The sequence below is a fragment of the Flaviramulus aquimarinus genome (assembly GCF_039543205.1).
GTDB lineage: Bacteria > Bacteroidota > Bacteroidia > Flavobacteriales > Flavobacteriaceae > Flaviramulus_B > Flaviramulus_B aquimarinus.
Window position 1 is genome coordinate 887,249 of the sequence record NZ_BAABJH010000001.1, and the last position, 26,982, is coordinate 914,230.

Sequence of the window (26,982 nt, forward strand, 5' to 3'; positions counted from 1 at the left end):
CTAACCACCTTCAATCAAATGGATAACGCATCAATAATTGGTATAGTAAGCTTTGTAATAGTTGCGCTATTCTTACTTTTTTCTACATTCTTATTAACCGTAAAAACCACAAAAAAGCTTAGCAATCAGCTATTAGCCAGTTTTCTAATTATTACTGCTATAGATATTAGCGTATTTTTCTACCACAACTTTATCGAGCTTCCCCCCTATATAGAAATGTTAAGGATTCAAGTTTCTAGCTTTAAAGACCCTTTACTATTTCTATACATTCTCTCGGTTATCTATTCAGATTTTAAACTAAAAACAAAACATACAGTTCATTTACTACCGTGGCTAATAAATATTATAATTTTAATCCCTAATTTCTTTATTGCTTCTGAAAACATTCAAATTGAATTTCTATTAAGTTATACTGAAACTCAAGAATTCAAATGGATAAATGTATTAGGTAAGGTTATTGAAGTTGTTTATATCATTGCTGAAATATATTACCTCTTTAGATACCGGAAATTACTTTTGGAAAATTACACAAACAAAGAGGCTTTTTACAATTATTATTGGGTTAAGCAACTCATTATATTCATATTAATTGGCCAACTATTAACTTTTATAAAAGGCTTTATAAGAGACTCAGGAGATTTTGATTTAGAATTCGTTAATATTTTTAGAATCGTTTTATTGGCATTCGGATTATTCTTTAGTTTTTGGCTGGTGTTTAAAGCCCTTTTATCCCCTAAATTATTTAGAGGTATTGCAGTTAATCTTCAACTATCCAAAGAAATGACTACTGATGATGAAACAAAACACGGTAATCAAATTAAACTTATAAAAAATTATATGGACGAAGAAGAACCTTTTTTAAATCCTTCATTAACCGTAAAAAGTTTATCAGAACAAATAAATATACCCCATCGCGAATTGTCTGTTTTAATTAATCAGGAACTTGGCCAACATTTTTTTGATTTTGTTAATGGTTATCGCATTCAAAAAGCCATGGCCATTTTAAAAGACAACTCCAAAATTAAATTCACAATACTTGAAATATTATATGAAGTTGGTTTTAATTCTAAATCTTCATTTAATACTGCCTTTAAAAAACATACAGGACAAACACCTACCGCCTACCGCAAATCCCATTAAACATAAGGCTTCGTAAAAAGCCGAACGTTTAAACCGACAAAGTCGAACGCATTTTTGTTGTAAAAATGCGTTCGACTTTTAACAATCGGTCGTATAAGATTTCATTCCAGATGATATTTGTTTCAAATAAAATCGAATATCAATCTAAAAATGAAAACTATTATGAAACGTTTTACCCTTCTAATCTTCTTATTACTTCCCATTTTATTAATCTCGCAAGTTAGCATTAAAGGGAACGTTACGGATAAATCACAAGCTATAGCTTGGGCAAATGTGGTTTTAACAGATTCAAATGAACACATTGTTACTGGTGGTATTACTGATGATAACGGAAAGTTCAACCTGAAAACAGAATCCGGAACTTACAGATTAACGATTAGCTTTATAGGCTATACCGCTTTCGAAAAAGAAATAATCTTAAAAGGTGATTTGGATTTAGGCTCCATAGAATTAAAAGCAGATAACACCCTTGATGCAATCGTTATAACACATCAAAAGAAACTCATTGAACAAAAACCAGATCGCATCATTTTTAATGTTGAAAATAATATAAACACTATTGGTGGTGACGCTTTGGATGCATTACGTATAGCTCCAGGTTTAAGAATCCAAAACAACAGTATTAATCTGCTTGGCAAAGGCGAATCTAGAGTTATGATAAACGGACGTTTGTTACAACTTTCTGGAGAAGATTTAACGAGCTATTTAAATACCATATCAGCCAATGATATTAAAAAAATAGAAGTTATTACTTCGCCTCCAGCAAAATATGAAGCTGCAGGAAATGGTGGGCTTATTAATATTATTCTAAAAAAAGGGCAACTAAACTCTTGGAAAAACACGATATCCATAGCTAACAACATCAATACTTTTAATTTTTTAACCTTAAGAAATAGCTTGTTATACAATAAAGGCAGGTTAAGCCTTACCTTTAATGCAAATGGCACAAAAGGAAACTCAAGAAACATTGAAGATTTTCAAGTGTATTATCCAAATAGCATATGGGATATTAATATAAACTCTAAGGATAAGGAAGATCATCTGTCTACTCAACTACTATTAGATTATGATATTAGTAAACATACCACTATTGGTATTCAATATTTAGGAAATACAAAAACACCAAATCTAGTGGATGAAAGTATATCAAAAATTTTTAATCAGTCAAACCAATTAGATTCTTTGCTTATTAATAATGGGAATAATCATGTAAAAGTAAATAGCCATTCCATTAACTTACATACCTATACCAAATTGGATAGCTTAGGAAAAAGCGTCTCTTTAGATTTTGATTATTTCATATACAATTCTGATCAGAACAGAAATTTTATAACAAATAGTTTTTCCCCAAATAATGATCTACTGGGAATAAATGCAGCAGCAAATACTTTTTCAAATCAAAACATAGAAAATTTTAGTGCAAAAACCGATATAGAGCATCCCATAAAATTCATTAACCTTTCCTATGGCGCAAAAATTAGCACTATTAAAAACAGTAGTGATATTCAATTTTTCAATGCCATAACAGATTCTCTAGTTTTAGACACAAATATATCCAACACCTTTAAATATGAGGAAACCAACCAAGCTATTTATGTTAGTGGATTAAAAAAAATAAATGAAAAATGGGATGTACAACTAGGTTTAAGGTTTGAAAACACAAAAACTAAAGGCTATTCGGTAGAACTAAATGAAACTAACACGAATACCTACACAAAACTATTCCCTTCTTTTTATGCAAGTTATAAGAAAAATGAAAACAACAACTTTTCAATAAGTTACGGCAAACGTATTGAAAGACCTCGTTTTAGAGATTTAAACCCTTTTAGAGTTGTTATCAGCAGTAATACGTTTAGCATTGGGAACCCATTTTTAAGACCTTCATTTGTAGATAATTTTGAGTTTAAACACACGTATAAAAACAAATTTACAACCCATGCTTTTTTAAGTATTAGAAACGATGGGTCAAGTATTATTTTTACTTCGGATGTTGAAAATAGCACACAAATAGTAACACGGTCTAACTTTTTTAAACAATACATATATGGTTTTGGTGAAAGCTTTATTTTAAATAAAATTACTTGGTGGCAAAGTCAAAATAGCATGAATCTTATTGGCTCAAAAACTGAGTTTACAGAAAATATTGGAGCACAGCCACAAAATGGTATAATGTTTAGTGCCAACTCTAGCAATACAATAACTTTAAATAGCTCAACAAAATTGCAAATAGACGCGTCTTATGATTCGCCTTTTAAAGCTGGATTATTCAGCATGGGCAAAACTTATAGCATAGATTTAGGCATTAGTAAACAGTTTTTAAATAAAGACTTGCAAGTTGCTGTATTAGTAAAAGATATTTTCAATACATCAAGTCTAAATAACTTAGAATCTACCGTAAACGGCATAAAACAAACTTATGGACAAAATGATAACAATCGATTTATTAGACTTTCTGCTAAATACAGCTTTGGGAATAAAAAAATCAAAGAAAACAGAAGAAACTTTGGTAATGAAGAAGAAACGAGAAGAGCTAACTAAAAAGTATTTAATAGCAATCCATTTGTTTTCAGAACTTGTTAACAAGTTCCACTTTCATTCCACATAAATAATTGTATTTTTGCGGTTAATAAAACCAAATCAACTAATGGGTAAAATCATTGCAATTGCTAATCAAAAAGGCGGTGTTGGAAAAACCACAACCTCAATAAACTTAGCAGCTTCACTAGGCGTTCTAGAAAAAAAAGTGTTACTTATAGATGCTGACCCACAAGCAAATGCAACGTCTGGAATAGGAATCGATATAGAATCTGTAGAAATAGGAACATATCAACTTTTAGAGCATTCTAATACCGCTGAAGAAGCCATTATAAGTACCGAAACACCAAACCTAGACATTATTCCTGCCCATATCGACTTAGTAGCTATTGAAATAGAACTTGTTGATAAAGATGCCCGTGAATACATGTTAAAAAAGGCATTGACCGATATTAAAAACGATTACGATTATATTTTGATTGATTGCGCCCCATCATTAGGCCTATTAACCCTAAATGCTTTAACTGCTGCTGATGCCGTAATCATTCCAATTCAATGCGAGTATTTTGCTTTGGAAGGACTAGGAAAACTTTTAAACACCATAAAAAGTGTTCAAAAAATCCACAATCCAGAATTAGACATCGAAGGTTTATTACTAACCATGTATGATTCTAGATTAAGATTATCAAACCAAGTGGTTGAAGAAGTACAAAAACATTTCAATGATATGGTATTTCAAACCATTATCCAAAGAAATGTAAGACTCAGTGAAGCACCAAGTTATGGCGAAAGTATAATTAATTACGATGCTAGTAGTAAAGGTGCCAACAATTACTTAAGTTTGGCAAAAGAAATCATCAATAAAAACTCCTAAATTATGGCTAAGGCAACTAAAAAACAAGCTTTAGGTAGAGGTTTATCAGCACTATTAAAAGACCCTAGCAACGACATTCAATCGGTACAAGATAAAAATGCCGATAAAGTTATTGGAAATATTGTTGAATTAGATCTTGATTTTATTGAAGTTAACCCCTTTCAACCGCGTACCAATTTTAGCGAGGAATCACTTAGGGAATTAGCATCTTCCATAAAAGAGTTAGGCATTATTCAGCCTATAACCGTTAGAAAATTAGGATTAAACAAGTACCAACTCGTTTCTGGCGAACGTCGTTTTAGAGCCTCAAAATTTTTAGGCCTTGAAGCCATTCCTGCATACGTAAGAATTGCAAATGACCAGGAATCTTTAGAAATGGCATTAGTTGAAAACATTCAACGCCAAGACTTAGACCCTATTGAAATTGCCTTGTCATACCAGCGTTTAATTGACGAAATCAATTTAACGCAAGAGCAAATGAGCGAACGTGTTGGAAAAAAACGTTCCACAATTGCCAATTATTTGCGGTTGTTAAAACTAGATCCTATTATCCAAACTGGAATGCGAGATGGTTTTATTTCTATGGGGCATGGTCGCGCTTTAATAGCTATTGAAGACCAAACCATTCAATTGGATATTTACGAAAACATACTATCCGACAAATTATCGGTTAGAGAAACTGAAACTTTAGTTCGTAATTTCAATACTTCAGAAGACATTAAAATACCTTCAAAAACTGGAGTAAATGATGAAATGCCAAAATTTGTTAAAAAAGGCATAACTGCATTTTCAGAATACTTTGGACATAAAATTGACGTTAAAGTCTCTAAAAATGGGAAAGGAAAAATCACAATTCCTTTTCATTCAGAAGAAGACTTTAATCGTATTAAAAAATTAGTTCAAGGTGACTCTAAATAAATTTCTAATAGCAAGTATCCTCGCTTTTTTATGTTGCTTTTCTCTGATAGCTCAAGATAAGCGCAAAAAAAAACAGCAGCTTCCTAAGGAGGTACTTACTGATTCCATTGTTAAAACTAGAGAACCTATTAATCCACTTTCTCCAGCAAAAGCTGCTTTTTATTCAGCAGTTTTACCTGGGTTGGGACAAGCTTACAATAAAAAATATTGGAAAATCCCTATTGTATATGCAGCAATTGGAACTGGAATTTACTTTTATATCGATAACAATAAAGAATACAACAGATACAGAGACGCCTTTAAAAGTAGGTTAGCTGGTTTTACAAATGATGAATTTTATTTTGACTCTCAAGGCAATCAACTAACAACGCCTAGAATCTCTACAGAAAGGCTACAAGATGCCCAAGAATTTTTCAGAAGAAATAAAGAAATCTCACTTTTAGTAACACTTGGTTTATACGCTTTAAATATTATTGACGCTAATGTAGATGCGCATTTATTGCAATATAATGTAGATGAAAATTTATCTTTAGCTCCCAAGTATCAATTTAACGAATTGGACGCGTCAAGCAATATTGTATTAACTTTAAATTTTAAATTTTAACCCATAACGGGCATTTGCCAAATAATAAAACTTTAAATACATGAACATAGCATTACTTGGATACGGCAAAATGGGCAAAACTATTGAACAGATTGCCATTAAACGTGGACATAATGTTGTTTTGACTATTGACAAAGGTGATAGCAACTACGATATTACAAAAGCCGATGTTGCTATAGATTTTAGTATTCCAACAGTAGCCTTTAACAATATCTCGAATTGCATAAATAATAAGGTACCTGTTATTTCTGGCACCACAGGTTGGCTAGATAATTACGATAAGGCTGTTGCCCTTTGCAAAGAAAAAAAGGGTGCTTTTATTTATGCATCAAACTATAGTTTGGGTGTAAATATTTTTTTCGAGTTGAATAAAACACTTGCTAAAATGATGAGTACACTTAAACAGTACAATGTTTCGATGGAAGAAACACATCATACACAAAAGTTAGATGCGCCAAGTGGTACAGCTATTTCTTTAGCAAATGATATTATTTCGCAACATATAAATTATGATAACTGGAAATTAGATGGAAGTGGTGACACTATTATTCCAATAACTGCCAAACGTATTGAAGATGTTCCTGGTACACATACCGTAAATTATGAAAGCGAAGTAGACTCCATTACCATAGAGCATGTGGCACATACCAGACAGGGTTTTGCTTTGGGTGCTGTTATTGCTGCCGAATGGATTGCAGGAAAGACAGGAGTATTTACAATGAATGATGTGTTAAATATTGGTTAACACCCAATAAACATGTAACAATATAGTCTGATATTGCTACTAACAAAAAATTAAAAATTTTAAGATTATGACATTAATGCAATGGTTTATATTCATTTTGATTATTCAAGTCATTCATGGTTTAGGCACATGGAAGTTGTATATAAAAGCTGGTAGACAAGCTTGGGAAGCATTTATTCCCATTTATAATGCGGTCGTTTTAATGAAGATTACAAATAGACCATGGTGGTGGACTATCTTATTATTTTTACCTATTGTAAACCTTATCATGTTCCCTGTTATTTGGGTTGAAACTGCTAGGAGTTTTGGCAAAAACAAAACTTTAGATACCCTTCTAGCAGTCTTAACTTTAGGCTTTTATAATTTCTATTTAAATTATATTGAAGATGTTGTGTATATAAATGATAGAAGCGTGCATCCAAAATCTGGATCTGGCGAATGGACAAGTTCTATTTTATTTGCTATTGTTGCCGCCACTATTGTACATACCTACTTCATACAACCCTTTACCATCCCGTCGTCATCTTTAGAAAAATCTTTATTAGTAGGCGATTTTCTTTTTGTTAGCAAATTCCATTATGGTGCAAGAATTCCAATGACCAGCGTTGCTGCACCGATGGTTCATGATACCATACCAGTATTAGGAGCAAAATCTTATTTATTTGATGATGATTTCACTAAAAGAAAAACATCTTGGAAAAACAAATTACAACTCCCTTATTTAAGGTTTCCTAGTTTTGAGAAAATAGAAAGAAACGATATTGTTGTGTTTAACCAACCCGCGGATACACTTCTGGACATGAATGATTTTAGGCCCAATAGAAACTATTATAAACCAATCGACAAAAAAACCAACTTAGTAAAACGCTGTGTTGGTGTTGCTGGTGATTCTTTAGAAGTTCGTGACGGCTATGTTTATATAAATGGTAAGAAAAATGAGCTACCAGATAGAGCCCATTTGCAGTTTAGCTATCATGTGCAACCAAAAACGAATCAGTTCAATCCTAAATTTGTTAAAGACCGTTATGATATTACTGATGGTTTTGGAATAATAAACAGCCAAAACACCTATTATTTTTCAGCAATATCAGATGAAGCTAGAGATAAGTTTAAGAACCACCCTAATGTTGGAAGTATTTCGCGTAACGTAAAAGAAAAGGGCGTTAGAGATTCAAATATCTTCCCACATGACCCAGCTTATAATTGGAACGTAGATTTCTTCGGCCCACTATACATTCCAGAGGAAGGAAAAACTATAGACATCAATTTAGACGTATTACCACTATACAAACGTGTTATTACAGAATACGAAGGCAACACGCTAAAAGTAAAAGGCAATCAAATTTTAATTAATGGAGAAGTTACCAACACCTACACCTTTAAACAAAACTACTATTGGATGATGGGAGACAACCGTCATAACTCCATTGATGCTAGAGCCTGGGGCTTTGTCCCTTTTGACCATGTTGTTGGTAAACCTGTATTTATATGGATGAGTTGGGATGGTCTTAAAAACCCACGTTGGGAACGCTTCTTTACTACTGTTAGTGGTAATGGAAAAGCAACCTCTTTCTTTATTCCATTTTTAGTTTTATTATTTGGATGGATTGGGTTTAACAAATGGAGAGCTCGAAAGAAAAATAGCTGATTTGTTGAGTTGTTGTTTGCCATTTAGCAGTTTACAACTTAACAAATAAGCGTATCAACAAATGAACATCATACTACACCCTACATACTTCCCAAACATTGCGCATTTTGTAGCCATTGTAAATGCTGGTTATGTAATATTTGAGACAGATGATAATTTCTTAAAACAAACCTACAGAAACCGTACCTATATTTATGGAGCTAATGGAAAACTAGGCTTAAACATTCCTGTGATTCACTCGCAAAAGAATCGTCAAAAATATAGAGACGTTAAAATTTTTAATGAAGAAAACTGGCAGAGTCTTCATTGGAAATCATTACTCTCAGCATATAGAACATCACCTTTTTTTGAATATTATGAAGATGAACTACAGCCCTTATTCACAGAACAAGTAGATTATATTTTAGATTTTAATTTAAAGTGTTTTGAATTGGTGTGTGATTGTTTACAATTAGAGTTGAACACTTCGACAACTAAAACTTACCAAAAAATAGCTGAAGACAAAACAGATTTTAGACACTTAGTAAATGCTAAAAAAGAAGCTATATATGAATTTGAAACCTACACACAAGTTTTCAGCAGTAAGCACGGCTTTATCCCTAATTTAAGTATTTTAGATTTACTTTTTAATGAAGGCCCAAATGCTTTAAATTATTTAGAATCTCAAACTATATCGTAATTGTAATGCTACAAACTTTTGCTCATTATGGCTGTCATGTTTTATTACCACTTATTTTTGCTTTAGTATTTTTTAAATCGAATTGGAAATATGCATTTCTTATTATGATTGCTGGAATGTTAATTGATATAGATCACTTATTAGCAACTCCTATTTTCGATTCCAATAGATGTAGTATTGGTTTTCATCCTTTACACTCCAGTTTTGCAATTTTATTTTACATATTTCTATGTATCCCTAAAAAATCACGATTGGTTGGATTGGGTTTGTTAATTCATATTATTGCAGATGTGGTGGATTGCTCATTTATGTAAAGATTTATCACGCAAAGGCACTAGGATGCAAAGTTTAAAACGTCAAAAAAGCTTAAATTTTAAAGCTTTTCTAAACCTTCTATAAACTACAACTGTGACTGCGCCTAAAACTGCAACTGAGACTAAAAACCTAAAGTTACCATAATTGGATAATGATCTGAATAATGGGCGTTATACGCTTTAAACCCGTTTACAGCAAAGGTGTCATCAGCAAAAATAAAATCGATACGGACTGGTAAAAACTTAAAATCATAAGTACGTCCAAAACCATTACCAGCTTCTTTAAACGTATCGTTTAAACGGCCTTTAATATTTCTGTACACATAGGAAAAGGCTGTGTTATTAAAATCGCCACAAATCACCATTTTGTATGGGCATTCGTTCTTGTGCTTCAAGAATAATTCGGTTTGAAACTGTTGCATTTTAAAGGTTGCTCCTATTCTTTTAAAAAGTCTTTCGGAATTTTCTTTTTTGAGGTTTTCAACTTTAGTATCAATTCGTAAAGATTCTAAGTGAATATTATAAACTCTTATCGTATCTGTTCCTTTTACAACATCAGCAAAAATAGCATTGTTAGCGGTATCTGGAAATTCAATAGAACCTGAATTCACTATAGGAAATTGTGAAAAAATAGCTTGTCCATATTTTGTTTTTTTACCCGATAAATGTTCATATTTATACTTAAAAAAAGATAAATCGATGTTTTTATGCGGATGATATTCTTGTATACTTAAAACCTCTGGCCCCTCGGTTTTAATGAAATCAATAATTTTAGTTTCAATGCCCTTTTCAGGAATCCATTCATAAAGATTAAAAAGCCTTACATTGTAATTCATGACTTTAAAATTCTCAGGATTTTTAATCTTTTTTGAAGATGAAAACTTATACAGTGAGCCGAAAGAAATATACCCAATGACAAGTACAACAAGTGATAGCATAAATTGCTTTTTCAGCTTGATTAACCAATACAAAAAGAATAGGCAATTAATTAAAATTAAAAACGAAACACCTAAATTAATAACGGATAAAAAAGAAAATGTTTTGGGAGGTAAAAATGGTAGTGTAAATGAAAGCAGAAGCAATATAGCCACAATAACATTGATGAAATAAACAATTTTATTTATAAATCCCAAATTTCTCATGGCCCGCTACTTTCCTGCTTTAAATAAAAATTCTTTTTCTTCAGCGGTTAAACTATCATAACCACTTTTACTGATTTTATCTAAAATAACATCTATTTTCTTTTGATTGCTAAACTGATCAAATTCGCCTTTAGCATAACCACCAACTTTGCTTTTCTTTTTATGCACCGTTTTTAAAGGTCCTTTTTTAGAAGGTTTAAACATATTAACTATACTGTCCATAAATCGTTCAAAACCCTTACCTATATCTTGCCCTTTCAGCAATTGCTTTGCATAAGCATACCCCAATAAAGCACCACCTAAGTGTGCTAAATTCCCACCTGCATTAACTCCAAATAAACCTATAAGATCAATAACAACAATAGCAGCACCAATATACCAGAGCTTTAAATTAAAAGTAAAAAAACGCATGTCTTGATTGGGCATGTAAGCACAAAGAAAAATCAATAAAGCTCTTACCGCTGCCGAAGCACCTAACAATGTAGAACTTACCCCAAAAAAATCAGGAAACAAGCTATAGCCCAACATAAATAACAAACCTCCAGAAATGGCCCCAAGAAAATAGATATTCAATGCCATTTTTGGATTGAATAAATTTAAAAACATCCTCCCTAAAAAATATAACCATAGCATATTAAAAAAGAGATGTAAAAAATCGTAATGCAAAAAGGCATAACTTATAATTGACCAAGGTTTAAATATAAAATCAGAAAAATCACTTGGCAACTTAAACCACATTAAATAGGGCTTTAAAATAAATCCTAAAAGAAAAACCACAACATTAATGGCTATTATTTTTTCTAAAACATTAAGTCTATTCAGCTTGCCTTTTATGTCTTGATTGAGTGAACTCATTAATTCCAACGTTTTCTATTAAACTGTGTTTTTTTCCAATACCACATAATAAAAAAGCCTGTTACCGCTCCACCAACGTGAGCCATATACGCCGTATTACTTGGGCTAAAAAAGGATTGCCCTGTTAAACCAGAAATTAAATCTAAAATTATAATTCCTGGAATGAAATATTTTGCTTTTATAGGGATTGGTAGAAAAATCATCATCAACTTAGCTTCAGGGTTCATCATACCAAAAGCAGCCATAATTCCCATAATGCAACCAGATGCTCCTACCATAGAGGCATTATAGGCTGGATATATGTGTTTCAACATAGAAACTTGCGATTGAGTTACTCCAGCAATTGTTTCATTATTAGTAAGCATTTGTTTGATACTTTCTGACGATAGTCCGGACTCTAACAACATATTATAATTTGGAACATATTGAAAATAGTAAAACCCAACTTGTAATAGAACGGCACCTAAGCCAGCGGAAATATAAAGGAACAAAAACCGTTTTGAACCCAAAGTGTGTTCTACTGGTGTTCCAAACATCCATAATGCAAACATGTTAAAAAAAATGTGCATGGCACCACCATGCATAAACATGTGGGTGAAAATTTGCCATGGCTGAAAGGCATCGTTTTTTGGAAAATACATGGCAAACCATTCGTAAAACAAATTACCATTCCCAATAGCCAAAGTACCAATAAACATAATCGCATTAATGATTATTAAATGTTTAACGGTTTCTGAAATTCGCATCATATTCTAAATAAATTTTTTATCTAACTCATCAACACTCATGGTTATAAATGTTGTTCTGTTAGTAGGCGATACATTCGGTTCTTTACAAGCAAAAAGCTTATTTACTAAATGTTCTTGTTCGTCTTTCTGTAAAGACTGCCCAGTTTTTATAGCTAAACTTTTAGCCATAGATTTTGCCAATAAATCAGTAGCACTAAAATTACTATCGGGCACTTCATTTTCAACATCGCTTATCAACTGTTCTAAAATAATAGACACTTCGCTTTCTGGAACACTTACCGGCACACCTGTAATAGCAACAGAAGACTCTTCTTTAACGTCAGAAAACACAAAACCTGTATGTTCTAAATCATCTTTTAACTGATTAATAATTTCAATATCTTGTTTTGAAAAATGAAGCTGTAGCGGAAATAATAATTGTTGGCTTGCTGCTTTTTTAATAGTTATATTCTTGAGAAAATCTTCATACAAAATACGCTGGTGTGCTCGATGCTGATCGATAACCAACATACCCGACTTAATTGTATTAACAATATATTTATTATGAAGTTGATAGGTTGTATTTTTTTGTTCGACTTGATTATCATCAAAAATTGAAGCTGTACATTCTTCGCTTTCAAAATGTACTTCTTCAAAATCTTGCTCAGATGTGTTGCCTTTAGACTCTAAGCCCACATATAAACCTTCCCAATTTTCAGTAGCCTCTTTTTTATAAGAAACTGCTTTTGCACGAGAATGGGTTTCTTCTTGAAATGGGTTAAAACTTCTGTCTATTTCTACTTTAGGGGTATTAGAAGCATCACCTTTATAACTGTAAGGTGTATCTAGATTAGGATCACGTTCAAAATCAAGCACTGGTGCTATATTAAATTGCCCTAAACTATGTTTTACTGCCGAACGTAATAATGCATAAAGTGTATGTTCATCATCAAACTTTATTTCTGTTTTTGTTGGATGAATATTAATATCAATGGTTTGGGGATCGACTGTCAAGTTTAAAAAATAACTGGCGTGTGTACCATTTTTTAATAAGCCTTCAAAAGCCGACGCTATAGCATGATTTAAATAGGCACTTTTAATAAAGCGATTATTTACAAAAAAATACTGCTCGCCTCTCGTTTTTTTAGCAAATTCCGGTTTACCAACAAATCCTGAAACCTTAAGCACTTCAGTATCTTCTTCAACAGGCACCAATTTTTCATTGGTTTTATTTCCAAAAATATTTACAATACGTTGTCTATAATTACTAATAGGAAGATTGAATGATTCGCTTCCGTTATTATACATTGCAAAACTAATATTAGGATGCGCTAATGCTACCCGATGAAACTCATCAATAACATGGCGAAGCTCTACGGTATCTGATTTTAAAAAATTACGCCTTGCCGGTATATTAAAAAATAGGTTTTTTACAGACACAGAAGTTCCTGTAGGTGTTACAACCACTTCTTGCGAAGCTACCTTACTCCCTTCGATAACGATTACATGACCTATATCATCATGCTCTTGCTTGGTTTTCAATTCTACATGTGCTATAGCCGCTATACTTGCTAATGCTTCACCACGAAAGCCTTTGGTATGGAGCTGAAATAAATCTTCTGCATTTCTGATTTTTGATGTGGCATGACGTTCAAAACTTAATCGGGCATCGGTAGTACTCATGCCCTTGCCATTATCAATAACTTGTACTAGTATTTTGCCAGCGTCTTTTATAATAAGTTTTATAGTATCTGCTCCAGCATCAATAGCATTTTCAAGAAGCTCTTTTACAACAGATGCTGGACGTTGCACAACTTCTCCAGCAGCTATTTGATTGGCCACATGATCGGGTAAAAGCTGTATAATATCTGCCATATATTATTTAGAAAAGAATATAGATAAATCAAAATCGATAATGAACAAAAATATTAAAATAAGCACTGCAACAATAATTAAAACACGCTTATTCACTTGGTTGTCAGGATTGTTTTTAAAATCATCTAAGGCATCATTAAACTTTGTCTTAAGACCTTTATTGGCTCCAACTGTTTTTCTGTGCTCATCAAACTTATGCTTAATTTCAAACGGATTTCCTTGACCTTTATCATCGAAATAACGAGGTGTGTAACTAAATTTTTTGTTTTTACGCGTTTTTAAAAGTCCCATGATTTCTAATTTTTTGGTTACATGTATTTTTTTTCTAATACATACATACAAATCAATAATAATACCAAAATTAAAATTAAAGTCCGTATAGGCATGGCGCCAGGGCTTCCAGTTTTATTAACGTTTTTTCGTTGCCATTTAGAAACAAAATCCTTGGTATATGAATCATTATCTAAACTAGAATCTGTTTGACTTTCTTTAGAAAGCCGAGATTGGTAATTGAAGGTTTTATTTTTTCGTTGTTTAAACAAAATCTAGCACTGCTTATCTTTCAAAAATACTTAAAATTGCTCAGAAAATAAGGATTGAAATGCCAAAAAATATTAATAAAATTGATGGATGACTGTTGACAAAAGACTAAGACTAAGACTAAGACTAAGACTGAGACTGAGACTGAGACTAATTAACTATTTTTCCGTAGCTCTGCCATTTTAATGGCGGCAACTGCAGCTTCCGTACCCTTGTTACCATGTTTGCCACCGGAACGATCTATAGCTTGTTGCATGGTATTATCTGTAAGCACACAAAAAATTACTGGGGTTTCACGCATTACATTTAAGTCTTTTATCCCTTGAGTTACCCCATCACAAACAAAATCGAAATGCTTAGTTTCGCCTTGAATAACACTACCAATAGCAATAACTGCATTAACCATTTGCTCTTGCATTTTTTTGCAACCATAGATTAACTCAAAACTTCCAGGAACATCCCAACGCACTATATTATTTGGCAATACTCCATTTTCAATAAGCGTATCGTAAGCGCCTTGGTATAAGCCTTCGGTAACCGTATCATTCCATTCAGAAACAACAATCCCAAACCGAAATTTATTCGCGTTTGGGATTGTTGTTTTATCGTAATCGGATAAATTTTTATTTACCGTAGCCATAATGCAGCAATTTATTTATTTGCCAATACTTGTGCTTTTCCTATAAACACATCTACTTTAGTGGCTTCAGTAGAATTGGAATAATCGTTTTTTATTCTTTTAAAATAATCTAAAGCTTTATCTGCTTTTCCTAAATCTAATGCGATTGCTCCCGCTTTAAACAAATACATTGGTGTTGTGTATTCATTATCACGCATGTCTGCCGCTTGCTCATAATATCCTAAAGCATCTTCTGGTTGGTTTAATTGCACAAATGCATCACCTATATTCCCTTTAGCTAAAGGCGCTAATACTTCATCATCACTTTTAAAGTTCCCCAAATGCTCGACTGCATTTTTATAATCTTTTAATCTTAAATATGCTGTCCCAGCATAATAACTAGCTAAATTAGCAGATGGTGTTCCACTGTATTCTTCGATAATATCCAGCATACCAAACTTACCTTCACCACCATTTAAGGCTAAATTGTATAGTGAGTCTTTTGCTGTCCCGGTAACCGCTTCATCAAAGTATTTTTGTGCTTGAAACATATCGTTCATAGCAGCAATTTGTTTTGGTTTTGCTATATATTCTTTATACCCTAAAGAGCCTAAAACAACTAAAGCAACAACGCCTATGATAATGAAAATATATTTTTGATTCTTTTCAACAAATGCTTCTGTTTTCGAAGCTGTTTCATCAAGTGTATTAAAAACCTCTGCTGTTGTAGAACCTTCTTCTATATTCTGTTGCTTTTCTACTTTTGTTTTTGGTTTGTAACCTCTTTTATTATAAGTTGCCATCTGATTCTCTATATAATTTGGTTCAAAATAAAACGTTTGAACATATTTTATTAATGTGGCGCAAAAATATAATTTTTCTTCATAACTAAAAGGGTATTTATTTGATATTTTTCAATAATTTGCACTTCTTTTTAGGAGTTTAGCCTCTAAATGTACTTTAAGTTGCTATTTATATGATTTTAAAATCACTTTCTTTACTTAACTATAAAAATTTCGATAGTAAATCGTTCATTTTCAATGATAAGATAAATTGTATTGTCGGCAATAACGGTATTGGAAAAACAAATGTACTTGATGCTATTTATCATTTGTCATTTGGGAAAAGCTATTTTAATCCGGTAGCCACCCAAAACATTAAACACAATGAAGATTTTTTTGTAATTAATGGCGATTATAATAAAGATGATAAAACTGAAAAAATAGCCATCAGCTTAAAACGCGGTCAAAAAAAAGTGATAAAACGAAATACCAAAGCTTACGAAAAATTTAGTGAACATATTGGCTTTTTACCTTTAGTTATTATTTCGCCAGCTGATAGAGATTTGATTATTGAAGGCAGTACCACACGCCGAAAATTTATTGATAGTGTTATTTCGCAAAGCGACAAAAACTACCTAAGCCACTTAATAAATTACAATAAAATATTAGCACAACGTAATGCTTTGCTAAAATATTTTGCTTTAAACCACACGTTTAACAACGATACTTTAGAAGTTTACAATACTCAACTTACAGATTATGGAACCCAAATTTTTGAAAAGCGAGATGCTTTTCTAAAGATGTTTATCCCCATTTTTAAGTCACGTTACGAAGCTATTAGTAATGGTAATGAAACGGTAGATTTAGTCTACCATAGTCATTTATTTGAAGACCATCTTGATACCCTTTTAAAAACCACAATTAATAAAGATAAGGCTTTGCAATATACAAGTGTAGGAATTCATAAAGACGACTTACATTTTAATATTGAAGGACATCCTATCAAAAAATTTGGAAGCCAAGGGCAACAAAAATCGTTTTTAATTGCTTTAAAATTAGCGCAGTTCGATTTTATAAAAGAACAAAGTGGCGTAAATCCTATTTTGCTTCTTGATGATATATTTGATAAATTAGATGAACAGCGTGTCGCACAAATCATTAAATTGGTTGATGATGAAAATTTTGGGCAACTTTTTATTAGTGATACACATGCAGAACGCACTGAGCACGCTGTAAAACAAGTACACCAGTCTTATGAAGTTTTTAAATTGTAAAAAAACAAGACTAAAAACTAAAACCAACAACTATTAACTATATAACCAATGCCAAAACGCAACAACGAACATATCAGTATCTCGGACGCCTTAAAAGAGTTTGTAGAAACCAATAAACTAGAAAAAGGTTTAAATAAAGTTAATGTTGCTGATGCCTGGGCCAAGCTTATGGGTAATGGTGTTAATAATTATACGACATCAGTAAATTTGGAACGCGACACCTTGTATGTGCAATTAAATTCTAGCGTACTTAGGGAAGAACTAAGCTATGGTAAACAAAAAATAATTAATATGCTTAATGAAGAATTAGGAAAAGAAATCATTAAAAAACTGGTTCTAAGATAATTACCAATACTAATTTAATAGTTTTTTTTTAATAAAAATTACCAATCTATTGTTTTTTGTATTACCTTTGCCACTTAATTATTTTAATACAAATACAATGAGTAAAGGTACCGTAAAATTCTTCAATGATTCTAAAGGTTTTGGATTCATCACTGAAGATGACAACAACAAAGAACATTTCGTACACATTTCAGGACTTATCGATGAAATTCGTGAAGGTGATGCAGTTGAATTCGATCTACAAGAAGGTAGAAAAGGATTAAACGCCGTAAACGTAAAAGTAATCTAAGATATATACTTTAACAATTACAACTAAAAGCCTATCATTTATTTGATAGGTTTTTTTTGTGGCATAAACTTTGCTTTATACTATTTATAATAATTTAATATTTAAATACAATGAGTAAAGGAACAGTAAAATTCTTCAACGATTCTAAAGGATTTGGATTCATCACTGAAGAAGGTTCAAACACAGAACATTTTGTTCACATTTCTGGATTAATCGACGACATTCGTGAAGGCGACATCGTTGAATTTGATTTACAGGAAGGCAGAAAAGGTTTAAACGCCGTAAACGTAAAAGTAGTTTAGTTAAAACATACAGTACTTTTTTAAAACAAAAATCCCGCAACTTAGTTGCGGGATTTTTTATGGTTAAAACTCATTAGGCAACGCCTTCTGAGCATTATTTTCGACTAAAACATCTCTCTTCCTGAAAAATGAAAAGCACCTTCAATAGCTGCGTTATCATCACTATCACTTCCGTGTACCGCGTTTTCACCAATTGAAGCTGCATATAATTTACGGATAGTTCCTTCAGCTGCATCAGCAGGATTTGTAGCACCAATTAAAGTCCTAAAGTCTTCAACAGCATTGTCTTTTTCCAAAATAGCTGCAACTATAGGTCCACGAGTCATATATTCAACTAAATCTGTAAAAAACGGACGTTCGTTATGTATTGCATAAAATGCTTGAGCATCCGATGTTGTCATTTGTGTTAATTTCATAGCTACAATTTTAAACCCTGAAGCTGAAATTTTTTCTAATATTGCACCAATGTGTCCTTTTTCAACAGCATCTGGCTTAAGCATTGTAAATGTTCTATTTGTTGCCATTTTTATTATTTTATGTGCGTGCAAAAGTAATGTATTTCTAATTAAAACAAGACAATCAATTTTAAAAAAATTGTATCTTCGTCAACTATGAAAAAAGAAGACATAACTAGCATTAAACAATTATTATCTACTAAAAAAAAGATAGTTATTGTCCCTCATAAAAACCCAGATGGCGATGCTATTGGCTCAAGCCTTGGCTTATACCATTATCTTTTAAAAGGAAATCATCAAGTTCATGTTTTAGTACCTAATGACTATCCTGCGTTTTTAAAATGGATCCCTGGAAATGACACTATTTTAAAACACGACTCTCAAACCAAGGCGTGTAATACTTTAGTTAAAGATGCCGATGTTATTTTTACATTAGATTTTAACGCTTTTCATAGAACTGGTAATATGGAGACGGTTCTAACAGAAAGTAGCGCCTTAAAAATCATGATTGACCATCACCAAGCACCTGACGACTATGCAACTTACATGTTTAGTGATGTTAGTATGAGTTCTACCTGCGAAATGGTTTATCATTTTATAGATATGTTAGGAGACTCAAACTTAATTGATACCGATGTAGCCACTTGTTTATATGTAGGAATCATGACCGATACAGGCTCTTTCAGATTTCGTTCCACAACAAGCACCACACATCAAATTATAGCTAAGCTTATAGAAAAAGGTGCTGACAATACTGAAATTCATAATAACATATATGACACCAATAGTTATGAACGTTTACAACTTTTAGGTTGTGCATTAACCAATTTAAGAGCTCTTCCTGAATCTCGAGCAGCTTATATAACACTTTCACAAGCAGAACTTCAAAAGCATAACTACAAAAAAGGCGATACTGAAGGTATTGTAAACTATGCTTTATCACTGGATGGTATTGTGCTAGCTGCCATATTCATAGAGGATAAAAAAGAAGGCATTATTAAAATTTCATTACGTTCAAAAGGTGACTTTTCAGTTAATGAAATGTCTAGAGCTCATTTTCAAGGTGGCGGCCATACCAATGCCGCTGGAGGTAAAAGCTACCTATCGTTAAACAAAACTGTTGAAAAATTTATTAGTATATTGCCTAGTTATAATAAAGCCCTAAATAATGAATAAACTATTAATATTGGTATTCGTTTTAATAGTATTTAACTGCAAAACACCCGAAGCAAGGCAACCTGTTTCTGTAAAAACTGGCTCTTTTATTGATGCTTCTGTAGAACGTAATAAAAAACTAAATGCCAAAGAACAATTTGCCATAGAACAACTTATGAAGCAACAAAACAAAAACTATTTGGCTTCAGAAAGTGGGTTTTGGTATTATTATAACAATAAAATTGAAATAGACACGTTAAGCACACCTAAATTCGGGGATATTGTAAATTACAATTACAATGTTAAAAACCTTAATGGTAGTGTTATATATTCTACCGAAGTTATTAAAACACAGGTTTATGCTATGGATAAACAAGAATTATTCACGGGTTTGCGTGAAGGTTTAAAACTTATGAAAACCGGTGAGACCATAACCTTTTTATTTCCATCTCAAAAAGCATATGGCTATTATGGCGACGAAAACAAAATAGGACGTAATACACCCTTAATTTGTGAAGTCACCGTTAATTCAATTACCCAAAATCAAAAGAATTAGAAATGTATCTATTTAAAAACGCTACTAAAGTTTTATTACTTGTACTATTTATAAGTTTAGCATCTTGCAAGGCGCAATATCCAGACTTAGAAGATGGCATTTATGCCGAGTTTATAACCAATAAAGGTGTTATGCTTGCTAAACTGGCAGAAGACAAAGCGCCTATAACGGTTGCTAATTTTGTGTCGTTGGCTGAAGGAACCAATACTATGGTTGATAGTAAATATAAGGGCAAGAAATTTTATAATGGCACTATTTTCCATCGTGTTATAGATAACTTTATGATTCAAGGTGGCGACCCATTAGGCTCTGGGCAAGGCAACCCTGGTTACAAGTTTAGAGGTGAATTTCATCCAGATTTAAAACACGACAAGCCAGGTATTTTATCTATGGCCAATTCTGGACCAAATACCAATGGAAGTCAATTTTTTATCACAGAAATCCCAAAAGCACGTCTGGATAACGGCTATAATGTGTTTGGAGAATTGGTATTAGGATTAGATATTCAGGATTCTATTTCAAATGTAAAAACAAATTCAAAAAGCAAACCTATTGAAGATGTGGTTATAGAAGAATTAAACATTATTAGAAAAGGGAAATCAGCCAAATCGTTTGATGCGCCTGAAGTTTTTAATAACCATTTTGCAGAAGATGAACGACTTAAAAAAGAAAAAAAGGCTAAAGCTGAAGCTATTTTAAAAGCCACTAAAGACAAGTTTGAAACGCAACGCGAAAAAGCAACAACATTAGATTCTGGCTTAAAATATTTTATTTCTGAAAGCGGCACAGGTGAAAAACTATCTAATGAAGCACACGTATCAACGCATTATGCCGTGTATTTTGAAAGCGGAAAACTTTTAGAAACCAGTAAATTAGAAATCGCAGAAGCGTTAGATGCAGTTAATGAAAAACGTAAAGCCGCTAACAAATACGAACCAATAACCGCTGATATTGGTCCAGATGCGCGCATGATTCCTGGGTTTAAAGAAGGATTACAACAGCTTAGCGTAGGCGACAAAGCGACTTTATTTATTCCGTATCATTTAGCTTACGGAGAAGCTGGAACAAGAGGTATTCCAGGGAAATCCAATATTATTTTTGAAGTTGAAATTTTAGAGCTTCTTAAATAAACTTTAACACAAATAAAATCTTGAACGTTTATATTTACGTGGAAAAACAAAACCTATGCAACTATTAAAATTTGATTGGAACCCTATAACAGGAATTGATATTGTTGGAAATTTCAAACTCCATTTTTACAGCCTTATGTGGGTGATTGCATTTATATTAGGTTGGTATATCATGAAACGTATTTTCACTAAAGAAAAAGTATCGTTAGATTATTTAGACCCTCTTTTTATATACACAGTTTTAGCAACCATGCTCGGTGCTAGGCTAGGTCATGTTTTGTTTTACCAATCGGAATTAATATCAGAAGATTTTTTTAGCATCTTCCTCCCTTTCAAGTTTAAAGGTGGTTTTGAATTTACAGGTTTTCAAGGACTAGCCAGTCATGGTGCAGCCATTGGTATTATTATAGGTATGTATTTATATAGAAAAAAATACAACTATAAATCATTACTTTGGATTTTAGACCGTGTTGTTATAACCGTCGCTTCAGGAGCCGTTTTTATTAGAATTGGAAACTTTATCAATTCTGAAATTATTGGAAAAATAACGGACTCTAGTTTAGGGGTTCGTTTTATTCAAGACCAATATTACAAGAGGGAAATTATACAACGTACAGGCATTAAAGATGTTCAAGACGCTTATAATGCTGTAACCGATAATCCTCAATTTCAAAATTTATTAGACGCTGTCCCATACAGGCATCCTTCACAATTATACGAGTCGTTTTGTTATATTTTTGTGTTTTTAATCCTATTGTATTTCTATACTAAAACGGACAAAAAAAATCAGTCAGGATTCCTATTTGGTTTGTTTTTAATCCTACTTTGGACCATTCGATTCTTTGTTGAATTCACTAAAGAGCCACAAGGGGAAGAATACATCAATTGGTTTGAGCTTAACACCGGACAATGGTTAAGCATACCTTTTGTATTATTAGGCTTGTACTTTATGTTTGTTTACAAACCAAAAACTACAGTAAAATAGTATGTTAAAACGCTTTGCTTTATTTCTTTTTCTATCTGTCTTTTTAAGTCTTTCTGCATGTAAAAAAGACAAAAAAGTTATTCAGCAAACCGAGGTTAGTTTTAAAAAAGAAGCTGAACTTACTATTTTCAAATCTGCTGATTCTACTGAAGTAAAGTTAGATATCGAGATTGCTGATACCGATTTTGATATCCAAACAGGTTTAATGTATAGAAATTCCATGGAAACCAACCAAGGGATGCTTTTTATTTTTGATGATGAAAGGGAACGTTATTTCTATATGAAAAACACAAAAATTCCTTTAGACTTGATTTTTATTGATAGCAATAAAAAGATTGTTAGTTTTCAGAAAAACGCTAAACCTTTCAATGAATCATCATTACCATCAAATGCACCTGCGCAATATGTTTTAGAAATTAATGCGAGCTTGGTAGATACTTGGGGGCTTTCTGTTGGAGATTCTATTAGGTATTAATACATCCTTTTTCTCATTTCATTACGCGCAGAAACTGATTTTATAAAACCTTTTAAAACTTTAAGTTTTCTTGAAGCACATTTGATTTTGTAAGAAAAAATACCTAAATTCGTTTAACAATCGATAAAGTTCATTAAAACGGAACTTTATCTTAGCATTGTGCTTAATTAAAACGAACCTTTCCAAAAGATGATTGAAAGACTTGAAAATAATGATATTGAAGTATCTATAAGAATACGTACCGTTTTTCAATTATCATATAAGATAGAAGCAAAATTATTGAATGCTACTGATTTTCCTCCATTAAAAAGACCTCTTAAAAGTTATGTAAATAGTAACACAGAGTTTTTCGGATACTTAAAAGACAGAGAACTTGCTGGAATAATTGAAATAGAACATAACAATAGTTTTACAGATATTCATAGCTTGGTAGTTAATCCAACTTTTTTTAGACAAGGAATTGCGAAAAAGTTAATGGAATTCGTTTTTAATACATTTGATTCCAATCTTTTTATTGTAGAAACCGGACTGGAGAATGGGCCTGCTACTGAATTGTATAAAAAATTTGATTTCATAGAAGTTAAACAATGGAACACTGACCACGGAATTAGAAAAATAAAATTTGAACGAAGAATAAATAAAAAAACAAACTTAAGACGTGTATAAGTAATGGCTAGTTCTCGCCTACTTATGAAAATCCTCGCGGATTTTCTATTCGGTTTGTATTTGCTGATTTAGTTGCTGAAACACGCAACGGAATCATACACAAAACCTTTAAACGAAAGCTCAAAATATTTTAATTTTAATTTTAAAGTAATATCATACAGCGCTTTTATTGGTTAGACCATAACTAACAAGTATTTACTTTAAGGCTTAAGTCCTGAGTTCTCAATAGAGAGTGTCTTACAAAAGCCTAATTTGTGTCCTTATCTAAATTCAGGGCACTCAAAATTATAAAAAAAGCCTATCAACATAAAGTCGATAGGCTTCCTAAAAGAAAAAATTTTGAGTTAGTCTTACTTCTTCTTCTTTTCTTCTAATTTATTTACGGTATCATACATTACTGGTGTTGCAATAAACAACGATGAATATGTACCAACAATAACACCTACTATTAAAGCAAACATAAACCCTCTAATAGAATCACCTCCAAAAATAAAGATGGCCAATAATACCACTAATGTTGTTAATGATGTATTTAATGTTCTACTTAATGTACTGCTTAATGATGAGTTTACAACTTTATCGAACTTCCAAGAGGTATGCTCGTTAAAGAACTCACGAATTCTATCGAAAACAACCACTGTATCATTTAACGAGTAACCAATTACGGTTAATATTGCTGCTATAAATGCTTGGTTTATTTCCATATTAAATGGCATAAGCTTGTATGTTAAAGAGAACACGCCTAATACAATTAGCACATCATGGAATACCGCTGCAACGGCTCCTAATGAATATTGCCATTTCTTAAAACGAATCAAGATATATAAGAATACCACAATTAAAGATCCTAATACCGCCCAAACTGATGCTTGCTTAATATCATCAGCAATGGTTGGAGATACCTTATAGGATTCTAATAAACCAACTTGTTTATTTTCGTCGTTTAAATCTAAAAAAGCTTCATAAGACACACCTTCTAAATACGGCACAAGTCCATCATATAACGCTCTTCTAATTTCTTCATCTACTTCAGCACCTGTTTCATTTACTTTATATTTGGTAGTAATTTTTAATTGATTGGCATCGCCAAATGTTTTAGCATCTGCGCTACCAAAAATCTCTGGCTTAGACAATACATTTGTAATTTCAGAAGCACTAATATCTTGCGCAAAACGCACTTGATATGTTCTACCTCCAACAAAATCGACACCTTGATCTAAGCTGTTTGTAAATAAAGACCCTAAACTTAACAGAATAAAAGCACCAGAAATTATATAAGCCACTTTACGTTTCTTTAAGAACTCGATATTTATATTTCTGAAAAGATTTTTAGTAATTCCTGTAGAGAAGTCTAATTTACCGCCTCTGTTTGTATACCAGTCTATTAATAATCTAGTAATAAAAATAGCAGTAAATAAGGATGTTGCAATACCAATTAATAAAGTCGTTGCAAATCCTTTAATTGGCCCTGTACCAAATATGAATAAAATTAAAGCGGTTAAACCTGTTGTAATATTTGCATCTAAAATAGACGATAAGGCGTTACTAAATCCATCTTTTATAGCATCTACTTGGCCTTTTCCTTTAGCTAATTCTTCTCGAATACGCTCAAAAATAAGCACGTTTGCATCCACCGACATACCAATGGTTAATACTATACCTGCAATACCAGGTAACGTTAACACGGCTCCTAAACCTGACAAAATACCAAAGATCAATAATAGGTTTAATAGCATAGCAATATCTGCAAAGCCACCTACTTTTCCGTAGTAAAAAATCATCCATAGCAATACTAAAGCTAAAGCAATTAAGAATGACATGGTTCCACTTTCAATAGCTTCTTTACCTAATGATGGTCCAACAACTTCACTAGATATAATATCTGCTGAAGCTGGCAATTTACCAGCACGTAATACGTTTGCTAAATCGATAGCTTCATTTAAAGTAAAATCTCCAGAAATAGAAGAACTTCCTCCCGCAATAGGACCTGTTGTAACTCCAGGCGCAGAATACACAATGTTATCTAAAACAATAGCAATTTGACTTCCTTGCGAATACGCTTTACCAGTCATTTCTTCCCAAATCTTGGCGCCTTTTGCATTCATTTGCATGGATACTTCAGACTTTCCTGTTGGTCCAAATTGGTTACGGGCATCTGTTACTACCGCACCACTTAACTGTGGTACGTTTTCTCTATTACCAACTAACGCATATAGATCCACTAGTTCGCTATCCTTTTCTGGCTTACCAAAAACAAACTTTGCATAACGTTGTTCTGCAGAAAGTAAAGCTCTTACTTCTGGTTTGTTTAAATAGTCCAGTACGGTTTCTTTATCTTTAATTTCAAATCTTGCAATTACTGGCCCTCCAGGGTAACCTGGTCCTCGGAACAACTCAAAAATTGGATTTACTGTTGCAACTGCTGTAGAATCTGTTTCTGCATCACCTAATAAATCATCTATTTGAGAATCTTGAGCATCTTCTTCATCTTGAGGCTCTTCTTCTGTAGCTGTTTTTGCTTCAACAATATCTTTTAAAATGGTATTAGCTTGTGATAAAAACGTAGAAAACTGTTCGCCTTTATATGCATCCCAAAATTCTAATTGCGCTGTACTTTGTAATAATCCTGTAGCACGTTCTACATCTTTAACACCCGGTAATTCAACTAAAATACGACCAGATGTCCCTAAACGTTGTATGTTAGGCGATGTTACTCCAAACTCATCAATACGCTTACGCAATACTTCAAAAGCAGAAACAATAGACTCATCAATCTTGGTTTCGATAACTTCTTTAACATCTTCATCAGACATGCTTCCGTCAATCTCGCCGTCAAGGGCTTTAGTATAAAATATATCTGGCGATGCTAATTTTGTATCGCCTTTAATTGCATCAAACGCGACGAAGAAATCTTCTAGATATGTATTTTGACTGTTTTTTTGAAGTTCTGTAGCATCATCTAAAGCTTTATTAAATACAGGTTCATTTGTATTATTAGCTAATCCTTTTAAAATGTCTTTTACAGAGACTTGAAGAATAACGTTAATACCCCCTTTTAAATCTAAACCAAGATTCATGGCTTTTTGTTTCACTTCGTTATAAGTGAATTTTGCAACACCAATATTATAAACGGTATCGGTTGCTTTTTCTTGAAGATAGTTAGCTTCTTCTTGACTTCGTAGAGCACGATAATTATCTTCTGTTTCTGGAATTTTACTAATTGCTATTTCCTCAGCTTCTTTTTCAATTTGGCTTGATTTAAATGAGAAAGACAGTTGGTAAATACTTACTAGTCCAAATAATATGGCAAATAGTTTTACTAATCCTTTGTTTTGCATTGTTGTATTTTTTT

30 protein-coding genes are annotated in these 26,982 nt (G+C 32.4%); 20 read left to right on the forward strand and 10 right to left on the reverse strand.

Annotation, left to right across the window (positions count from 1 at the left end; genetic code table 11):
- The first annotated feature begins 18 nt into the window (after nucleotides 1-18).
- The 9 genes from ABD941_RS04150 to ABD941_RS04190 all read left to right on the forward strand — a co-directional run bounded on the left by ABD941_RS04150 (nucleotide 19) and on the right by ABD941_RS04190 (nucleotide 9,457).
- The gene (locus tag ABD941_RS04150) at nucleotides 19-1,140 is read left to right on the forward strand and encodes a helix-turn-helix domain-containing protein (RefSeq protein ID WP_345272777.1); all 1,122 of its coding nucleotides are present in this window, start codon (nucleotides 19-21) and stop codon (nucleotides 1,138-1,140) included.
- A 162-nt stretch (nucleotides 1,141-1,302) separates the two neighbouring features.
- Nucleotides 1,303-3,678, forward strand: a complete 2,376-nt coding sequence (locus ABD941_RS04155; RefSeq protein ID WP_345272778.1) for a TonB-dependent receptor — start codon at nucleotides 1,303-1,305, stop codon at nucleotides 3,676-3,678.
- Between the two features lie 106 nt (nucleotides 3,679-3,784).
- The gene (locus tag ABD941_RS04160) at nucleotides 3,785-4,549 is read left to right on the forward strand and encodes a ParA family protein (protein WP_345272779.1); all 765 of its coding nucleotides are present in this window, start codon (nucleotides 3,785-3,787) and stop codon (nucleotides 4,547-4,549) included.
- A 3-nt stretch (nucleotides 4,550-4,552) separates the two neighbouring features.
- On the forward strand, nucleotides 4,553-5,467 hold the full coding sequence (locus ABD941_RS04165) for a ParB/RepB/Spo0J family partition protein (protein ID WP_345272780.1): 915 nt from the start codon (nucleotides 4,553-4,555) through the stop codon (nucleotides 5,465-5,467).
- Nucleotides 5,454-6,071 (forward strand): DUF5683 domain-containing protein, encoded by a 618-nt coding sequence (locus ABD941_RS04170; RefSeq protein WP_345272781.1) that lies wholly within the window; start codon nucleotides 5,454-5,456, stop codon nucleotides 6,069-6,071. The genes ABD941_RS04165 and ABD941_RS04170 overlap by 14 nt, the downstream gene beginning before the upstream one ends.
- A gap of 40 nt (nucleotides 6,072-6,111) precedes the next feature.
- Nucleotides 6,112-6,816 carry a 4-hydroxy-tetrahydrodipicolinate reductase gene (gene dapB / locus ABD941_RS04175; RefSeq protein ID WP_345272782.1) on the forward strand — a complete coding sequence of 235 codons (705 nt, stop codon included), beginning with the start codon at nucleotides 6,112-6,114 and terminating at the stop codon, nucleotides 6,814-6,816.
- Between the two features lie 67 nt (nucleotides 6,817-6,883).
- Nucleotides 6,884-8,464: a signal peptidase I gene (gene lepB, locus ABD941_RS04180; protein WP_345272783.1), complete on the forward strand. Its 1,581-nt coding sequence runs from the start codon at nucleotides 6,884-6,886 to the stop codon at nucleotides 8,462-8,464.
- A 61-nt stretch (nucleotides 8,465-8,525) separates the two neighbouring features.
- Nucleotides 8,526-9,143, forward strand: a complete 618-nt coding sequence (locus tag ABD941_RS04185) for a WbqC family protein (protein WP_345272784.1) — start codon at nucleotides 8,526-8,528, stop codon at nucleotides 9,141-9,143.
- Between the two features lie 5 nt (nucleotides 9,144-9,148).
- The gene (locus ABD941_RS04190) at nucleotides 9,149-9,457 is read left to right on the forward strand and encodes a DUF6122 family protein (protein WP_345272785.1); all 309 of its coding nucleotides are present in this window, start codon (nucleotides 9,149-9,151) and stop codon (nucleotides 9,455-9,457) included.
- 122 nt (nucleotides 9,458-9,579) lie between these two features.
- On the opposite strand, the gene ABD941_RS04195 is transcribed toward ABD941_RS04190, so the two are convergent.
- Nucleotides 9,580-10,293 carry an endonuclease/exonuclease/phosphatase family protein gene (locus ABD941_RS04195; protein ID WP_345272786.1) on the reverse strand — a complete coding sequence of 238 codons (714 nt, stop codon included), beginning with the start codon at nucleotides 10,291-10,293 and terminating at the stop codon, nucleotides 9,580-9,582.
- Here ABD941_RS04195 and ABD941_RS04200 point away from each other — a divergent pair.
- Nucleotides 10,292-10,567 (forward strand): hypothetical protein, encoded by a 276-nt coding sequence (locus tag ABD941_RS04200; RefSeq protein ID WP_345272787.1) that lies wholly within the window; start codon nucleotides 10,292-10,294, stop codon nucleotides 10,565-10,567. The genes ABD941_RS04195 and ABD941_RS04200 overlap by 2 nt on opposite strands.
- Nucleotides 10,568-10,605: 38 nt before the next feature.
- Here the strand turns inward: ABD941_RS04200 and ABD941_RS04205 are convergent, their stop codons facing one another.
- The 7 genes from ABD941_RS04205 to ABD941_RS04235 all read right to left on the reverse strand — a co-directional run bounded on the left by ABD941_RS04205 (nucleotide 10,606) and on the right by ABD941_RS04235 (nucleotide 16,019).
- On the reverse strand, nucleotides 10,606-11,454 hold the full coding sequence (locus tag ABD941_RS04205) for a rhomboid family intramembrane serine protease (RefSeq protein WP_345272788.1): 849 nt from the start codon (nucleotides 11,452-11,454) through the stop codon (nucleotides 10,606-10,608).
- A complete protein-coding gene (locus ABD941_RS04210; RefSeq protein ID WP_345272789.1) occupies nucleotides 11,454-12,203 on the reverse strand; it encodes a rhomboid family intramembrane serine protease in 750 nt (249 codons plus the stop codon). Before ABD941_RS04210 ends, ABD941_RS04205 begins: the two co-directional genes overlap by 1 nt.
- 3 nt (nucleotides 12,204-12,206) lie before the next feature.
- Nucleotides 12,207-14,057, reverse strand: coding sequence for a DNA mismatch repair endonuclease MutL (gene mutL, locus ABD941_RS04215; protein ID WP_345272790.1), 1,851 nt, complete (start codon nucleotides 14,055-14,057; stop codon nucleotides 12,207-12,209).
- A gap of 3 nt (nucleotides 14,058-14,060) precedes the next feature.
- A complete protein-coding gene (locus tag ABD941_RS04220; RefSeq protein ID WP_345272791.1) occupies nucleotides 14,061-14,348 on the reverse strand; it encodes a riboflavin synthase subunit beta in 288 nt (95 codons plus the stop codon).
- A 17-nt stretch (nucleotides 14,349-14,365) separates the two neighbouring features.
- Nucleotides 14,366-14,599, reverse strand: coding sequence for a hypothetical protein (locus tag ABD941_RS04225; RefSeq protein ID WP_345272792.1), 234 nt, complete (start codon nucleotides 14,597-14,599; stop codon nucleotides 14,366-14,368).
- A gap of 152 nt (nucleotides 14,600-14,751) precedes the next feature.
- Nucleotides 14,752-15,237: a 6,7-dimethyl-8-ribityllumazine synthase gene (gene ribH, locus ABD941_RS04230; RefSeq protein WP_345272793.1), complete on the reverse strand. Its 486-nt coding sequence runs from the start codon at nucleotides 15,235-15,237 to the stop codon at nucleotides 14,752-14,754.
- A gap of 11 nt (nucleotides 15,238-15,248) precedes the next feature.
- Nucleotides 15,249-16,019: a tetratricopeptide repeat protein gene (locus tag ABD941_RS04235; RefSeq protein ID WP_345272794.1), complete on the reverse strand. Its 771-nt coding sequence runs from the start codon at nucleotides 16,017-16,019 to the stop codon at nucleotides 15,249-15,251.
- A 173-nt stretch (nucleotides 16,020-16,192) separates the two neighbouring features.
- On the opposite strand from ABD941_RS04235, the gene recF reads away from it, so the two are divergent.
- The 4 genes from recF (at nucleotide 16,193) to ABD941_RS04255 (ending at nucleotide 18,208) form a co-directional block, all read left to right on the forward strand.
- A complete protein-coding gene (gene recF, locus ABD941_RS04240; protein ID WP_345272795.1) occupies nucleotides 16,193-17,272 on the forward strand; it encodes a DNA replication/repair protein RecF in 1,080 nt (359 codons plus the stop codon).
- Between the two features lie 48 nt (nucleotides 17,273-17,320).
- The gene (locus ABD941_RS04245; RefSeq protein ID WP_345272796.1) at nucleotides 17,321-17,617 is read left to right on the forward strand and encodes a DciA family protein; all 297 of its coding nucleotides are present in this window, start codon (nucleotides 17,321-17,323) and stop codon (nucleotides 17,615-17,617) included.
- Between the two features lie 97 nt (nucleotides 17,618-17,714).
- A complete protein-coding gene (locus tag ABD941_RS04250) occupies nucleotides 17,715-17,906 on the forward strand; it encodes a cold-shock protein (RefSeq protein WP_034044451.1) in 192 nt (63 codons plus the stop codon).
- 110 nt (nucleotides 17,907-18,016) lie between these two features.
- Nucleotides 18,017-18,208, forward strand: coding sequence for a cold-shock protein (locus ABD941_RS04255; protein WP_345272797.1), 192 nt, complete (start codon nucleotides 18,017-18,019; stop codon nucleotides 18,206-18,208).
- 104 nt (nucleotides 18,209-18,312) lie between these two features.
- On the opposite strand, the gene ABD941_RS04260 is transcribed toward ABD941_RS04255, so the two are convergent.
- On the reverse strand, nucleotides 18,313-18,732 hold the full coding sequence (locus ABD941_RS04260; RefSeq protein WP_345272798.1) for a nucleoside-diphosphate kinase: 420 nt from the start codon (nucleotides 18,730-18,732) through the stop codon (nucleotides 18,313-18,315).
- Nucleotides 18,733-18,819: 87 nt separating this feature from the next.
- Here ABD941_RS04260 and ABD941_RS04265 point away from each other — a divergent pair, with 87 nt between their 5' ends.
- The 6 genes from ABD941_RS04265 to ABD941_RS04290 all read left to right on the forward strand — a co-directional run bounded on the left by ABD941_RS04265 (nucleotide 18,820) and on the right by ABD941_RS04290 (nucleotide 23,630).
- On the forward strand, nucleotides 18,820-19,839 hold the full coding sequence (locus ABD941_RS04265) for a DHH family phosphoesterase (RefSeq protein WP_345272799.1): 1,020 nt from the start codon (nucleotides 18,820-18,822) through the stop codon (nucleotides 19,837-19,839).
- The gene (gene gldI, locus ABD941_RS04270; RefSeq protein ID WP_345272800.1) at nucleotides 19,832-20,374 is read left to right on the forward strand and encodes a gliding motility-associated peptidyl-prolyl isomerase GldI; all 543 of its coding nucleotides are present in this window, start codon (nucleotides 19,832-19,834) and stop codon (nucleotides 20,372-20,374) included. The genes ABD941_RS04265 and gldI overlap by 8 nt, the downstream gene beginning before the upstream one ends.
- A gap of 2 nt (nucleotides 20,375-20,376) precedes the next feature.
- On the forward strand, nucleotides 20,377-21,504 hold the full coding sequence (locus ABD941_RS04275; protein WP_345272801.1) for a peptidylprolyl isomerase: 1,128 nt from the start codon (nucleotides 20,377-20,379) through the stop codon (nucleotides 21,502-21,504).
- A 55-nt stretch (nucleotides 21,505-21,559) separates the two neighbouring features.
- On the forward strand, nucleotides 21,560-22,489 hold the full coding sequence (lgt, locus tag ABD941_RS04280; RefSeq protein WP_345272802.1) for a prolipoprotein diacylglyceryl transferase: 930 nt from the start codon (nucleotides 21,560-21,562) through the stop codon (nucleotides 22,487-22,489).
- 1 nt (nucleotide 22,490) lies between these two features.
- The gene (locus ABD941_RS04285) at nucleotides 22,491-22,964 is read left to right on the forward strand and encodes a DUF192 domain-containing protein (protein ID WP_345272803.1); all 474 of its coding nucleotides are present in this window, start codon (nucleotides 22,491-22,493) and stop codon (nucleotides 22,962-22,964) included.
- 189 nt (nucleotides 22,965-23,153) lie between these two features.
- Complete coding sequence (locus ABD941_RS04290; protein WP_345272804.1) at nucleotides 23,154-23,630, forward strand: GNAT family N-acetyltransferase; 477 nt, start codon at nucleotides 23,154-23,156, stop codon at nucleotides 23,628-23,630.
- A 350-nt stretch (nucleotides 23,631-23,980) separates the two neighbouring features.
- Here ABD941_RS04290 and secDF read toward each other — a convergent pair whose 3' ends face one another.
- Nucleotides 23,981-26,968 carry a protein translocase subunit SecDF gene (gene secDF / locus ABD941_RS04295; protein WP_345272805.1) on the reverse strand — a complete coding sequence of 996 codons (2,988 nt, stop codon included), beginning with the start codon at nucleotides 26,966-26,968 and terminating at the stop codon, nucleotides 23,981-23,983.
- Nucleotides 26,969-26,982: the final 14 nt, after the last annotated feature.